General features: G+C 63.0%; 12 protein-coding genes. 7 read left to right on the top strand and 5 right to left on the bottom strand.

Annotation, left to right across the window (positions count from 1 at the left end; genetic code table 11):
- The first annotated feature begins 3 nt into the window (after positions 1 to 3).
- The 3 genes from AB4Z19_RS22250 to AB4Z19_RS22240 are packed head-to-tail and all read left to right on the top strand — an operon-like array spanning position 4 to position 3,367.
- The gene (locus AB4Z19_RS22250) at positions 4 to 1,392 is read left to right on the top strand and encodes an MmgE/PrpD family protein (RefSeq protein WP_442036022.1); all 1,389 of its coding nucleotides are present in this window, start codon (positions 4 to 6) and stop codon (positions 1,390 to 1,392) included.
- Positions 1,389 to 2,351 carry an HpcH/HpaI aldolase/citrate lyase family protein gene (locus AB4Z19_RS22245; protein ID WP_442023117.1) on the top strand — a complete coding sequence of 321 codons (963 nt, stop codon included), beginning with the start codon at positions 1,389 to 1,391 and terminating at the stop codon, positions 2,349 to 2,351. The genes AB4Z19_RS22250 and AB4Z19_RS22245 overlap by 4 nt, the downstream gene beginning before the upstream one ends.
- Positions 2,352 to 2,365: 14 nt before the next feature.
- The gene (locus tag AB4Z19_RS22240; protein ID WP_442023118.1) at positions 2,366 to 3,367 is read left to right on the top strand and encodes a TRAP transporter substrate-binding protein; all 1,002 of its coding nucleotides are present in this window, start codon (positions 2,366 to 2,368) and stop codon (positions 3,365 to 3,367) included.
- Here the strand turns inward: AB4Z19_RS22240 and AB4Z19_RS22235 are convergent.
- The 5 genes from AB4Z19_RS22235 to AB4Z19_RS22215 form a co-directional block, all read right to left on the bottom strand.
- Positions 3,357 to 4,256, bottom strand: coding sequence for a LysR family transcriptional regulator (locus AB4Z19_RS22235; protein WP_442023119.1), 900 nt, complete (start codon positions 4,254 to 4,256; stop codon positions 3,357 to 3,359). The genes AB4Z19_RS22240 and AB4Z19_RS22235 overlap by 11 nt on opposite strands.
- A complete protein-coding gene (locus AB4Z19_RS22230) occupies positions 4,246 to 6,141 on the bottom strand; it encodes a hybrid sensor histidine kinase/response regulator (protein WP_442023120.1) in 1,896 nt (631 codons plus the stop codon). The genes AB4Z19_RS22235 and AB4Z19_RS22230 overlap by 11 nt, the downstream gene beginning before the upstream one ends.
- Entirely contained in the window at positions 6,141 to 6,737 is a 597-nt protein-coding gene (locus AB4Z19_RS22225; RefSeq protein WP_442023121.1) for a YfiR family protein, read from the bottom strand. The genes AB4Z19_RS22230 and AB4Z19_RS22225 overlap by 1 nt, the downstream gene beginning before the upstream one ends.
- 1 nt (position 6,738) lies before the next feature.
- Complete coding sequence (locus tag AB4Z19_RS22220; RefSeq protein ID WP_442023122.1) at positions 6,739 to 8,664, bottom strand: TonB-dependent receptor plug domain-containing protein; 1,926 nt, start codon at positions 8,662 to 8,664, stop codon at positions 6,739 to 6,741.
- Between the two features lie 91 nt (positions 8,665 to 8,755).
- A complete protein-coding gene (locus AB4Z19_RS22215) occupies positions 8,756 to 9,922 on the bottom strand; it encodes a mandelate racemase/muconate lactonizing enzyme family protein (RefSeq protein WP_442023123.1) in 1,167 nt (388 codons plus the stop codon).
- Positions 9,923 to 10,040: 118 nt separating this feature from the next.
- On the opposite strand from AB4Z19_RS22215, the gene AB4Z19_RS22210 reads away from it, so the two are divergent.
- The 4 genes from AB4Z19_RS22210 to modC all read left to right on the top strand — a co-directional run bounded on the left by AB4Z19_RS22210 (position 10,041) and on the right by modC (position 13,468).
- Positions 10,041 to 10,916 (top strand): LysR family transcriptional regulator, encoded by an 876-nt coding sequence (locus tag AB4Z19_RS22210; RefSeq protein ID WP_442023124.1) that lies wholly within the window; start codon positions 10,041 to 10,043, stop codon positions 10,914 to 10,916.
- 65 nt (positions 10,917 to 10,981) lie between these two features.
- Complete coding sequence (modA, locus tag AB4Z19_RS22205; RefSeq protein WP_442023125.1) at positions 10,982 to 11,725, top strand: molybdate ABC transporter substrate-binding protein; 744 nt, start codon at positions 10,982 to 10,984, stop codon at positions 11,723 to 11,725.
- A 4-nt stretch (positions 11,726 to 11,729) separates the two neighbouring features.
- A complete protein-coding gene (gene modB / locus AB4Z19_RS22200; RefSeq protein ID WP_442036020.1) occupies positions 11,730 to 12,404 on the top strand; it encodes a molybdate ABC transporter permease subunit in 675 nt (224 codons plus the stop codon).
- On the top strand, positions 12,401 to 13,468 hold the full coding sequence (gene modC, locus AB4Z19_RS22195) for a molybdenum ABC transporter ATP-binding protein (protein WP_442029649.1): 1,068 nt from the start codon (positions 12,401 to 12,403) through the stop codon (positions 13,466 to 13,468). The genes modB and modC overlap by 4 nt, the downstream gene beginning before the upstream one ends.
- The last annotated feature ends 6 nt before the right edge of the window (positions 13,469 to 13,474 follow it).

Genomic DNA, 13,474 nt, shown 5'->3' with positions numbered 1-13,474 from the left:
AGCATGAGCACACAGGAACTTGCCACCTTCGCCGCCAACCTCCAGTTCGGACAGATTCCGGACGCCGTCGTACGCCGCGCGGAAGACCTCTTCCTCGACTGGATCGGCTCCGCGCTGGCCGGTAGAGGCGCCCGCCCCGTCGAAGCCATCGCCCGCTTTGCTGAGGAGATGTCCGGTGTTCCGGCGCGCGGTGCCGCCTCCGGCGCCGCGTCCGCCGGAATGTCCGGCGGTGCTTGCGAGGTGCTGATTTCACGTACGCGGACAACGCCGCTGTTCGCGGCGATGGTCAACGGCGCCTCGTCCCACTTTGCCGAACAGGACGACGTGCATAATGGCTCCGTCTTTCACCCTGCCGCGGTGGTCTTTCCGGCGGCGCTGGCAATCGGGCAGGCTGAGGGTCGCTCAGGCCAGGAGCTGCTGACCGCCGCCGTGGCAGGCTATGAGGTCGGCATTCGCGTCGGCGAATTTCTCGGACGCTCCCACTATAAGATCTTCCACACCACCGGCACCGCAGGCACCATTGCCGCAGCAGCGGCCGCTGGACGCTTGCTGAACCTGAGCCCCGAACAAATGCTTCACGCTTTCGGGTCGGCCGGCACGCAAGCCGCCGGCCTGTGGGAATTCCTGCGCGACGCCGCCGATTCCAAGCAGCTCCATACCGGCAAAGCCGCCGCAGACGGTCTGACGGCAGCCTGGCTCGCACGTGAAGGCTTTACCGGCGCGCGCCGCATCCTGGAAGGCCCGCAAGGCATGGCCGCCGGCATGTCGCGCGATGCCGATCCGGCCCGGCTGACCGACCGTCTCGGCGCGCGCTGGGCGCTGGCCGAGACTTCGTTCAAATTCCATGCATCGTGCCGCCATACGCATCCCGCCGCCGACGCGCTGCAAGCCGTCATGCACGAACATGCGCTCACCGCGGCGCAGATTGCACGAGTGGACGCTTTTGTGCACCAGGGCGCAATCGACGTGCTGGGGCCGGTCGTGAATCCGCAAACCGTCCATCAGGCCAAATTCTCAATGGGCACCGTGCTTGGCCTGATCGCCGAATTCGACGCGGCAGGGCTGAGCGAATTCGAACAGAGCTACAACAATCCCCGTGTTGCCGCCCTGCGCGAGAAAGTGCACATGGTGCTGGATGCGGAGGTGGACGGCGCCTATCCGGCGCGCTGGATCGGCAAAGTGGTCGTCACTACGACCGATGGCCGCACGCTGCATGGCCGCGTGGACGAGCCAAAAGGCGACCCAGGCAATACACTGAGCCGCGCAGAGCTGCAGGATAAAGCTGTGCGCCTGGCAGCCTTCAGCGGCGCGGCGACTGCGGCGGAGATGAACGCCGTGGCGGACAAGGTCTGGTCGCTGGCGCATGCCGAGCGCATCGGAGCGCTGCTGTGAGCCCACGCTCATATCTGTTCGTGCCCGCCACGCGGCCAGAGCGCATCGCCAAGGCGCTCGCTTCCGGCGCGGGCGCGATCATCATCGACCTCGAAGACGCCGTCCCGCCAGCCGATAAAGCCACCGCCCGCGCCGCCCTCACCGATTGGTTCGACGCCTACGATCCTGCCCCGGCTGCCCCGGCCGCGCCGCGCGCAGTTAGCAGCACCAGTCCCGCCAGCGCCAATCCCGCCGGCGCCACATCGGCCAGCACATCACTCATGGCGCCAGACGCCGGCCATGCCGATCTGGCATCGCAAGCGTCACCGGATGCCGGGCCAGGGCCAATCGTGCCGATCTACGTCCGCGTCAATGCTGCGGACACGCCCTGGTTTGCCGACGATCTCGCGGCGTGCCGCGCGGCTGGCCGCAAGCTGGCGGGCATCGTGCTGCCGAAAGCCGAGCGCATCGAGCAGTTGGCGCGCGCCACCGCCGTGGCGCCCGTGCTGCCGCTGATCGAGTCCGCGCAAGGCTTCGCCCACTTGCATAAACTCGCCTATGCGCCGCGCGTGGAAAGGCTGCTGTTTGGCTCCATCGACTTCCGCCTTGACCTCGGCATCGAGGATGAACGAGAGGGTCTGCTCTACTTCCGTTCAGAACTGGTGCTGCAATCGCGGCTGGCCGACCTGCCGCCGCCAGTCGACGGCGTCACGACCGATTTTGAGGACGCAGCGGCAGTGGCGGACGACACCCGCTACGCCAGGCGCCTCGGCTTCGGCGCCAAGCTGTGCATCCACCCCAAACAGCTGGAAGCCGTCCACAAAGTATTCTCACCGACAGAACAAGAAATCGCCTGGGCCCAGCGCGTGCTGCAAGCCGCTGAAGCCGCGCAAGGCGCCGCCGTGGCACTGGACGGCAAGATGATCGACCGCCCCATCATCCTCGCCGCCCAACGCATCATCGATTCATCACACCGATAACACCGGAGACACTAATGAAACTGCAATCCATCCTGTTTGCCGCCACAACCCTGTTTGCCGCAAGCGCCTTTGCGCAAAATCCGATCGTGATCAAATTCAGCCACGTGGTCGCGGCCGACACGCCCAAAGGCAAAGGCGCCCAGAAATTCAAGGAGCTGGCGGAAGCGGCGACCAAGGGACGTGTGAAGGTCGAGGTCTATCCGAACAGCCAGCTGTATAAGGACAAGGAAGAACTGGAAGCGCTGCAAATGGGTGCAGTGCAGATGCTGGCGCCGTCGCTGTCAAAATTCGGTCCGCTGGGCGTGAAGGAATTCGAGGTTTACGACATACCCTATATTCTGCCAAGTAAAGCCGCCCTGCAGCGTGTGAACGAAGGCCCGGTCGGCAAATCACTGCTGAAGAAGCTGGAGCCCAAGGGCATCGTGGGCCTGGCTTACTGGGACAACGGCTTCAAGGAAATGACGTCGAATAAGCCGATCCGCACGCCGGCCGATTTCAAGGGACAGAAGCTGCGCATCCAGTCGTCCAAGGTGCTGGACGCGCAAATGCGCGCGCTGGGCGCCAATCCGCAGGTACTCGCTTTCTCCGAGGTCTATCAATCGATGCAGACCGGCGTGGTGGATGGCGGCGAGAATACGCCGTCCAATATCTACACTCAGAAAATGCACGAGGTGCAGAAGCATCTGACAGTGTCGGATCACGGCTATATCGGCTATGCGGTGATCGCCAACAAGAAGTTCTGGGATAGCCTGCCGGCCGATGTCCGCGCGCAGCTGGAAGGCGCGATGAAGGAAGCGACCCGCTACGCGAACGAGATCGCGCAGAAGGAGAACGATGAAGCGCTGGAAGGCATCCGCAAGTCGGGCAAGACGGAGGTCTACAAGCTGACGCCGCAGGAAAAAGCGGAGTGGCGCAAGGCGCTGCTGCCGGTGCAGAAGACTGTAGAGGATCGTGTGGGCAAGGACCTGATCGCGTCCTTCAACCGAGAAGCCGCCGCCGCGGAAGCTACGAAATAACGCGGCCCGCCGCGCAAATGAAGTCCACCAGCTCGCGCGCATAGGCTGGCAGCGCGTCGAGCTTCTGCACCACCACGCTGCGTTCGCGCACCGCCCACGGTTCCTTCAACTCCACCAGCGCCAGCCGCATCGTGCGGCTCAGGCGCACGGCGGAGGAATGCGGCAGGATCGCGACGCCGACATTGTTCTCCACCATACGGCACATGGCTTCAAAGCCGCGCACCTGGATGCGCAACTGCAGCCGCTGCCCCGTCTCCGCCGCAATGCGCGACAGGAAGTGCTGCAGCGTACTGCCTTCGTGCAGGCCGATATGCTGATAATCCAGTGTCTCGGCAAAGCTGATTTCCTTCACCTGCGCGAGAGGATGATCCGGCGCCGCCGCGAGCACCAGCCGGTCGGTGGAGAAATTGATGATCTCCAGCCCGGCGCCGGACACCGGCCCGGCAGCGATGCCGATATCGGCCGTGCCCTCCTGGATGCCGCGGATGATGTCCTGATTCAGACGCTCTTCCAGCGCTACATTCACCTGCGGATGGCGGCTCAAAAACTGCCCCAGCACCTCCGGCATGAACTCCGTCACCGCCGTGGTGTTGGCGAAGATGCGGATATGGCCCTTGATGCCATTGTTGTACTGCTGCATATCGCTCTTCAGCCGTTCCACCTGCTGCATGAAGGCCTGCGCATGCGCCAGCAACGTTTCGCCGGCGGGCGACAACTGCACGCCCTTGTTCTCGCGGTACAGCAGGCGCGTGCCGAAGCGCGTTTCCAGTTCCTTGATGCGGTTGCTGGCCGCCGCCAGCGAGATGTGCATGCGCTCCGCAGCGCGGGTCAGGCTTTTCTGTTCGGCGATGTGGATGAAGAGGCGCAGGTCGGTGAGGTCAAACAGCATGGGCAAATCCTTCTCGGCTACCCGCCAGTATGGCACTGATCTGCTCAAAGCTCACGGGTTTCACGAGATGGCCTTCGAAGCCTGCGTCGAAGGCCTGCTGCCTATCTTTCTGCTGTCCCCAGCCGGTCACCGCCACCAGCACCGTCTTGCGCAACGCGGGCATGCGGCGGATGGCGCGCGCCAGGTCGTATCCGTTCATCTGCGGCAGGCCGATGTCGAGGAAAGCGAAATCCGGCACGAAGGCTTCCGCCGCGACCAGCGCCTGATTGCCGTCATGGCTGATCTGCACCGTATGGCCCATGGAGCGCAGCAGCGCGCCGATGCTGTTGACGAAATCAATATTATCGTCCGCGAGCAGGATGCGGTACTGGCGCACCGGCCCCGGCATCCCCTGCGGCGCCGCGACCACCGCCGCCGGCTCGGCCACCACCGGCAGCATGACCAGAATTTCGGTGCCGGTGCCCAGCCCTTCGCTCGAGGCGCGGATGGTGCCTCCGTGCAGTTCCACCAGTTTGCGCGCCAGCGACAGGCCTACGCCCAGCCCCGCCGTACTGCGTTCCAGCGAGGTGTCGGCCTGGATGAAGAGTTCGAAAATTTCGCCCAGCATATTGGCCGGAATGCCGATACCGTTGTCCTTCACGCGGATCAGCACCTGCTCATTGACGACGATGGCACGAAGACTGATGGCGCCGCCGCGCGAGGTGTACTTGGCCGCGTTGTTCAGCAAATTGGACAGCACCTGCGCCAGGCGCGTGCCATCACCCAGCAAGTGCACGGGCTTGTCCGGCAGCGACACCTCCAGCTTGTGGCCCTGTGCATCGATGAAAGGACGCGCCACTTCCAGCGCATCGTTCACGACATCGCTCAGCCTCACCTGATCGTGGCGAATCGTCAGCTTGCCGGTAGTGATGCGCGAGACGTCCAGCAGGTCATCCACCAGGCGCACCATCTGCTTGAGCTGGCGTTCCATGATGGCGCGCGCGCGCTCGACGGCGTTGGCATCCTTGCCGTTGACGCGCATGATGTCCAGACCCGTGCGGATCGGCGCCAGCGGGTTGCGCAGCTCGTGCGCCAGCGTGGCCAGGAACTCGTCCTTGCGGCGGTCCGCCAGCAGCAGTGCGCGCTCCGCGCCCTGCCGCACATGCATCTCATGTTCCAGTGTGCGGTTGGCGTCCTGCAGCGCGTGCGCGCGGCGCTCCACCTCGGCCAGCATATCGTTGAAGGCCGCCACCAGCGTGCCGATTTCGCCGGTCGCATCGCTGCCGACGCGCAGGCTGAAGTCGCGCCGCAGCATCACTTCGCGCGCCACGCCGGTCACCGCTGCCAGTGGCCGCGTGATGGCTTTCTGCAGGCCGGACGCCACCAGCGCCGCCACCAGCATGCTGGGCACCAGCACCGCCGCCAGAATCATGGCGTAGCTTTCGACCCGGTCCAGCAGACGATAGCTGGCATTCAGGTACACCGTGCCGATGCGTTCGCCGTGATCGACAATGGGATGGTAGACGATCATGCTGCCGCCCTGGACGGCGTAGCCGACTTTGCCCGGCCTGGCCGGGAATTCAGGCGCATCGACCGGCGACTGGCTGTAGGAGGCGAACAGCTGGCCGGTATCCGTGTACACAGCGCCCGCCAGGATCTGCGGCCGCACGCGCAGCAGCGCCAGGTTTTGCCGCGCCGTGGCCGGATCGTTGAAACTCACCGCCGGCGCGGACATGGTGGCGATAATCTCGGCCTGTGTGGTCAAGTCGTCCACCCAGCCCTGCTGGAAGCTGCTCAGGTCATACAGCAGCATGCAGACCGAGGTCGTGACCAGGGCGACAAGTGTCGTGGCCAGCGCCATCATGATCAGCTTGGCCCGCACCGAGGCCGCATGCAACCGCAACATTACTGCCCCTTCTGCACCTGATAAGCAACCGACAGCAGGCGGGAACTCAGGCGCACATTATTCTTCTCAGCCGCAGGCAGCGAAATCTCGAAACGCACGCGGTCATCGACCAGGCGGAAGTTGATCACACTACCCTGCTGCAGACCATTCTCGGTTTCCGTCACGCTCAGCACACCGTTCTTGGCCGCATTGCGCAGGATCTGCGGCGTCTGCGCCGCATCCCCGCCGACAAAGACCAGCTGCAGGCCCGCCAGCGCATCCGGGTCGCGCAAAGTCTTCACGACGATCGGGCGTCCGTTGATCATACGCCCGGCTGTAATTTGCGTAAGTTCGGTAGCGATATCGTCCGCACCGATCACACCGACCGTCATCTGAGCCGGCGTATCGCCGGGGTACTCGACATAGCCGAGGAATTTGTACAGGAAAGCTGCCTTCACGCTGCGTTCCAGGTTCTGCCCCTGCGCCTGCGCACTTTGCGGCGGCAGACCGCTGGCAACGCACCCCAGGGCCAGCGCCAGCAGCAGCGCGGCAACAACGCGGCCGGTCCACGCGGGCACGGCGTCGCAGGACATCATGCGGAGAGAGGCGGCCATCATGTCAGTACCGCAGCGTCATCTGCAGCATCGCCGTACGTTCGATTACGCTGCGCGTCGGCAGCGCGCCAAACTCCGCGTGATTACGATGCAAAAGGTTTTGTCCAATCAGCGCAAATTCCATATTGGCGCTGGCTTTCCATGACAGGTGCATATCCAGTTCGTGATAGGAAGGTACTTCAGGATGCGGCAATTTACCGACGCGGCGCAAGGTCCAGTCCAGCTGCATACTGGCGGGCAGGTCGTGCGAGGAACGCAGCATCCAGCGGCTGTTGGGATCGTTCGCATTCAAGCCCGCCGCGGCAGCCAGATCCTTACTTCCAGGCAGACCCTTGATATCCACATTTTGCACCACAAGGCCGGCGTGCAGGCGCCAGTGCGGCGTGGCCTGGAAACTGCCCCAGACTTCCAGGCCGCGCGTGTAGCCTGCGGAGAGATTGCGGAATACATTCAGGCCGGTGTTCGGCAACGGCAGCGGATTCGGTTCCAGCGTGCGCAAGCGGTCGTAGTCGGCATACCAGAGTGTGGCTGAATACGACCACCGCGGTGATGGCTGGGCGCGATAGCCCAGCTCCGCCACCTTGGCCACTTCCGAATCGAAGTCCGGACCGCCACCGTAGAGATAGCGCGGCACGCCGCCAATCTTCACCGGCACCGGCGGTGCGTAGAAATCGCGGTCGATGCGCGATGGAGCACGCACGGTGCGCGCGAGGCTGGCCCATAACAGGCGGCCACTGTCCGGCATCCATGCAAGGCGTGCGCTCGGCAGCCATTCGGCGCCGGTGTAATTATTGTGTTCCACCTTGGCGCCGGCTGTCAGGCGCAGTTGCGGCGTCAGCGCGTATTCGTCCTGAACAAACAGATTCCCCCAATGCATGGTCAGATCGCCGGGCAGGAAGCCGAAGCCCGGACCGGCGATATTCGTGTCGCGCGACTCGCGGTAGCCGCCGCCCCACACGATGCTGTTACGCGCCAGGCGCACGCTGTGCTGGGCTTGCAGCTCATAGGTATCGAGGCGGTCGATGTAGGCGTTGGGCTGGTCGCGTTCCGTGTGGTCCAGTACCACCTGCACGCTCAGATCGGAGTCGGCAGACAGCTTATGCACATAGCGGGTATTCAGGTTGCCGCCGGAGATGTCGATGTCGCGCGTACCCAGCTGATGCAGCTTGCCCTGATAGACATCGCCGGACACGGTCAGTCCCATGCGCTCCCAATCCGCACGGAAGCCGGCCTGGCGGCGGTGCCAGCCCGTGAAATCGCTCATCGTTTTGCCCTCGCCGATATCGTCCGCATCGGCATAGCGCGCATAGAGGCGGAAGTGGCCGCCATTCGGCAAGGCCCCGCCATAGCGCGCGGAACCATCGCGGTTATTCGATCCGGCGGCAAGGGAGGCCAGCGTGCCTTGCGTGTCCGTCACCGAGCGCGTGATGATGTTGATCACGCCATTGACCGCATTCACACCCCAGATAGTTGCACCGGGACCGCTGATCACTTCGATGCGCTCGACGTCCTCCATCACCACATCCTGCGCGTCCCAGAACACACCGGAGAACAATGGCGAATAGATGCTGCGGCCATCGATCAGCACCAGCAGTTTGTTTTCGAGCGCACTGCCGAAGCCGCGCGCGGTGATCGCGTAATTGCGCGCATCGACTTGCGCCACTTGCAGATTCGGCGCGAGGCGCAAGGCTTCAGGCAGCGAGCGCACACCGCTGCGGCGGATGTCTTCATTGCTGATGATGAAGACTGAAGCGGCGGCGTTACTGAGGCGTTCTTCCTGGCGCGATACCGAAGTGACGACGATGTCGTTGAGCTCTTCCAGCGACATGTCGGCAAGCTGGGTGCTCTCGACCGTGCTGGCGCCCGCCGTCAGGGCACGGGCCAGCAAGGCGGCAAGCAGTAAGGTGCTGCGAGTTTTATTATTGGGCATGGACCCTGAGACTGGCTTATGTGGTCTCAGGGATTATAGCCATTTCCGTTTTTTCCACCGCGCACTATTTAAACGCTGTGGCAACTTTGCCTCAAGCGGACAACTGGCGCATCACCGAAATCAGATCGGACTTGCCTTCAAAGCCAATACCGGGCAGGTCCGGCATCGTCACATAGCCCTGCTCCACTTTCACGCCATCAGGGAAGCCACCGAATGGCTGGAACAGGTCCGGGTAGCTTTCATTGCCGCCCAGCCCCAGGCCCGCTGCGATGTTCAGGGACATCTGGTGGCCGCCGTGCGGGATGCAGCGCGAGGCCGACCAGCCGTGCTGTTCGAGCATATCCAGCGTGCGCAGATATTCAACCAGACCATAACTGAGTGCGCAGTCAAACTGCAGCCAGTCGCGGTCCGCGCGCATGCCGCCGTAGCGAATCAGGTTGCGCGCATCCTGCATCGAGAACAGGTTTTCGCCCGTCGCCATGGGGTTCGCGTAGTAGTTGCGCAGCGTCGCCTGTAACTCGAAGTCGAGCGGATCGCCTGCCTCTTCGTACCAGAACAGATCGTATTGCGACAGCGCTTTCGCATACTGAATTGCGGTGTCCAGGTCAAAGCGGCCATTGGCATCGACCGCCAGCTTCTGGCCATCCTGCAGCACGCTCAGGATCGAATCGATGCGGCGCAGGTCTTCGTCCAGCGACGCGCCACCGATCTTCTTCTTCACCACCGTGTAGCCACGATCGATGTAGCTACGCATTTCGTCTTTCAGTTTGCCGTGGTCCTGGCCGGGATAGTAATAACCGCCCGCCGCATAAACAAAGACTTTACGGTCAGGCTGGCCATTGCCATAACGCTCGGCCAGCAACTGGAACAGCGGCTTGCCTTCGATCTTGGCGACCGCATCCCACACGGCCATATCGATGGTGCCGATGGCAACCGAGCGCTCGCCGTGGCCGCCCGGCTTCTCGTTCTTGAACATCGCGTCCCAGATCTTGTGCGGGTCCAGATTCCTGCCGCTGTCGTCCAGCAGCGATTCCGGCTCCGCTTCCATGATGCGCGGGATGAAGCGCTCGCGCATCAGCTTGCCCTGGCCGTAACGGCCGTTGGAGTTGAAGCCGTAGCCGACCACTGGCTTGCCGTCGCGGATCACGTCGGTGATCACGGCAACCAGGCTCAGCGTCATTTTGCTGAAGTCGATGTAAGCATTGCGGATAGGCGAGCTGATTTGAAGGGTTTGTTCACGGATTTCAACGATGCGCATGGCGGGTCTCCTTGGTAGCGTAGGGCGGATCATTGATCCGCCGTATATCGATAGCCGTAGCATAATCCCCGCGCCATGCACTAAAATTGAATGCAATTCATTTCATTATTAACTTCCAATGAAGAATGACCTTGAGTTCTTCGTACTGCTGGCGCGCCATGGCAACCTCGCCGCCGCCGCACGCGAGCTGGACCTGACGCCGCCCGCCGCCACCAAGCGCCTGGCGCAGATGGAAGCCCGTCTCGGCGTGCGCCTGGTAAACCGCACCACGCGCAGCATCAGCCTGACCAACGAGGGCGAAACTTATCTGTCTTATGCAACGCGCATATTGGCCGATCTGCGCGAGATGGAAGACGCCGTCTCGCGCGGCGGCGCCGAGCATCGCGGCCTGCTGCGGGTGAATGCGACGCTGGGTTTTGGCCGCACGACGATTGCGCCGCTGGTGTCCGAATTCGCCAGGCGCTATCAGCATGTGGAAGTGCAGCTGGAAGTGACCGACCGCCCAGTCGACCTGGTGGAAAGCGGCTTCGACCTGGCCATCCGCTTCGGCGCCCTGCCCGACAATCGCCTGAGCGCGCGGCGCGTGATGTCGAACCGCCGCTTCCTGTGCGCCTCCCCGGCCTATCTGGAACACCACGGCACGCCGAAAAAGCTGGCCGACCTGGCCCAGCACCGCTGCATCATCCACCGCCAGAACGAGGACGCTTACGGCATCTGGCGTTTCGAGAGCGGCGAGACGGTGAAAGTGTCTGGCGCGCTATCCAGCAACGACGGCGACATCGTCCTCGGCTGGGCCCTGGATGGCCATGGCATCCTGATCCGCTCCGAATGGGACCTGGCCAAATACCTGGAAAGCGGCCGTCTGCGCGTGGTGCTGCCCGATAGCAAACTGCCCTCCGCCGACTTGTTCGTGTATTACCCCCAGCGCCGCCAGCAAACCGCCCGTGCAAGGGCGTTTATCGACTTCCTCGTAGAAAAGTTTGCAAAGAGATAATCGTGCAAACAGGCACGGATCGTTATATCATCTTGTATATTGCGCTTTGAAACCAAGGGAAAACGATGAGAAAACTGGTCCTGACAACCATTCTTGGCACCGCCTTTACTGTTGCTCACGCCGATGAAGTCCAGGTGGCGGTAGCCGCCAATTTCGCCGGTCCGATGCAGAAAATCGCCGCCGCTTTCGAGCAAAGCACGGGCCATAAGGTGCTGCAAACCTCCGGCTCGACGGGCAAGTTCTACGCCCAGATCAAGAATGGCGCCCCCTTCGAAGTGCTGTTTGCGGCCGACGATGAGACCCCAGCCAAACTGGAAACCGAAGGCGCAGGCGTGAGCGGTTCGCGCTTCACCTACGCCGTAGGCAAGCTGGTGCTGTGGAGCGCCAAGCCTGGCCGCGTGGACGACAAGGGCGAAGTGCTGAAGAAAGGCGACTTCGCCCACATCGCCATCGCCAATCCCAAGCTGGCGCCTTACGGACTGGCCGCCACTGAAACCATCAAGGCAATGGGCCTGACCGACGCCCTGACACCGAAATATGTCGTTGGCGAAAACATCGCCCAGACCCACCAGTTCATCGCCACCGGCAATGCAGACCTGGGCTTCGTCGCCATGTCGCAGGTGCTGGACGGCGGCAGCATCAAGACCGGTTCGGCGTGGGTAGTGCCGGCCAACCTGTACTCGCCGATTCGCCAGGACGTCATCCTGCTGAATAAGGGCAAGGGCAAGCCTGCCGCAGAAGCGCTGTTGAAGTTTATGAAATCCGATGCGGCGAAAGCAGTGATCACCGCGTCCGGCTACTCGCTGTAATGTCATGATCGGCACGGAAGACTGGTCTGCAATCCGTTTGACGCTGGAGCTGGCGACAGCAACGACCGTCATCCTGCTGATCCTCGCGACACCGCTAGCCTGGTGGCTGGCCCGATCCCGATCGATCGGCGCCACCATTGCCAGCGCCGTCACCACGCTGCCGCTTGTGCTGCCGCCGACGGTGCTGGGCTTTTATCTGCTGGTGTTATTGGGCGACCAGGGTCCCATCGGCCATCTGACGCAATCGCTGGGCTGGGGACTGCTGGCCTTCAGCTTTCCCGGTCTACTGATAGCCTCCATCCTCTATTCCCTGCCTTTCACCGTGCAGCCTTTGCAGCAAGCCTTCCGCGAAATCGGTACGCGCCCATTGGAAGTGGCGGCCAGTCTGCGCGCTTCGCCGCTGGATGCTTTCTTCACCGTGGTGCTGCCGATGGCGCGTCCCGGCATTCTCACGGCTGCGGTGATGACCTTCGCCCATTCGGTCGGTGAATTCGGCGTGGTGCTCATGATCGGCGGGAATATCCCCGGCAAGACGCGCCTGATCTCGATCCAGATTTTCGACCACGTGGAAGCGCTGGAATATCCGCAAGCGCACTGGCTCGCAGCCGGCATGCTGGGCTTCACCTTCGTGGTGCTGCTTGCGCTGCATCTGCTGAACCGCAGGAGCCGCGCAGCATGAGCATCCAGGCACGCTTCAAGCTCGATCACGGCAGCTTCGTGCTGGATGTGAATCTGGAATTGCCCAGCCATGGCGTGACGGTACTGTTCGGGCCTTCCGGTTCGGGCAAGACTTCCCTGCTGCGCTGTATCGCTGGCTTCGAACCTGCTGCGCGCGGGCGTCTGTGCATCAACGATGAGTGTTTGCAGGACGACAGCCGCTTTGTGCCGACGCATGAACGCCATGTCGGCATCGTGTTCCAGGAAGCCAGCCTGTTCGGCCACCTGAATGTGCAGCGCAATCTCGACTACGGCCGTTCGCGTACACCGCCGGCGCAGCAGCGCATCGCCTTCGAACAGGCCATCGAACTGCTGGGCATCGGGCATTTGATGGACCGCAGCGTGGCCAAGCTGTCCGGCGGCGAGCGCCAACGGGTGGCGATTGCACGTGCGCTGCTGACCTCACCGTCCGTGCTGCTGATGGACGAGCCCTTGTCGGCGCTGGACCAGAAACGCAAGAAGGAGATTCTGCCCTTCCTCGAACGCCTGCACCGCGAACTCGATATCCCCATCATCTATGTCACCCACGCCATCGATGAAGTGGTGCGGCTGGCCGACCACATCGTGCTGCTGGAAGACGGCCGCGCCGTAGCCAGCGGTCCCATTTCCGATACGCTGGCGCGGCTTGATCTGCCGCCCGCCTTCATCGAGGAGGCCAGCGCGGTGCTGGACGGCCTGGTCGCGGACATCGACGAACCGCACGCATTGGCGGCGCTGTCCACACAAGCGGGCACGCTGTGGGCGCCCGTGGGCGCGCTGCGTACCGGCGCCGCCACGCGCGTCCGCATCCACGCACGCGACGTGAGTATTGCCTTGTCGCGGCACGAAGACTCCAGCATTCTGAACGTGCTGCCCGCCACGGTGCTGTCCTTTACCGCGGCGGCGCAGGCCGCGCATGTGCTGGTCGAGTGCCAGTGCGGCGCCACCAAAGTCGTCGCCCGTATCACTTCCCGTTCATTTGACGCCCTGAACATTGCGCCCGGACTGCACGTCTGGCTGCAGGTGAAGGCCGTCAGCCTGGTATGAGGATCG

This window comes from Pseudoduganella sp. RAF19 (assembly GCF_052114165.1).
Taxonomy (GTDB): Bacteria; Pseudomonadota; Gammaproteobacteria; order Burkholderiales; family Burkholderiaceae_D; genus Rugamonas.
This window is presented reverse-complemented; position numbering and strand designations above follow the sequence as displayed.

Excerpts from the sequence above, each read along its gene's own strand:
- AB4Z19_RS22235 (WP_442023119.1), bottom strand. The coding sequence starts at position 4,256 with ATGCTGTTTGACCTCACCGACCTGCGCCTCTTCATCCACATCGCCGAA.
- AB4Z19_RS22240 (WP_442023118.1), top strand. The coding sequence starts at position 2,366 with ATGAAACTGCAATCCATCCTGTTTGCCGCCACAACCCTGTTTGCCGCA.
- AB4Z19_RS22215 (WP_442023123.1), bottom strand. The coding sequence starts at position 9,922 with ATGCGCATCGTTGAAATCCGTGAACAAACCCTTCAAATCAGCTCGCCT.
- modC (WP_442029649.1), top strand. The coding sequence starts at position 12,401 with ATGAGCATCCAGGCACGCTTCAAGCTCGATCACGGCAGCTTCGTGCTG.
- modB (WP_442036020.1), top strand. The coding sequence starts at position 11,730 with ATGATCGGCACGGAAGACTGGTCTGCAATCCGTTTGACGCTGGAGCTG.
- AB4Z19_RS22230 (WP_442023120.1), bottom strand. The coding sequence starts at position 6,141 with ATGTTGCGGTTGCATGCGGCCTCGGTGCGGGCCAAGCTGATCATGATG.
- modA (WP_442023125.1), top strand. The coding sequence starts at position 10,982 with ATGAGAAAACTGGTCCTGACAACCATTCTTGGCACCGCCTTTACTGTT.
- AB4Z19_RS22250 (WP_442036022.1), top strand. The coding sequence starts at position 4 with ATGAGCACACAGGAACTTGCCACCTTCGCCGCCAACCTCCAGTTCGGA.
- AB4Z19_RS22210 (WP_442023124.1), top strand. The coding sequence starts at position 10,041 with ATGAAGAATGACCTTGAGTTCTTCGTACTGCTGGCGCGCCATGGCAAC.
- AB4Z19_RS22225 (WP_442023121.1), bottom strand. The coding sequence starts at position 6,737 with ATGATGGCCGCCTCTCTCCGCATGATGTCCTGCGACGCCGTGCCCGCG.
- AB4Z19_RS22220 (WP_442023122.1), bottom strand. The coding sequence starts at position 8,664 with ATGCCCAATAATAAAACTCGCAGCACCTTACTGCTTGCCGCCTTGCTG.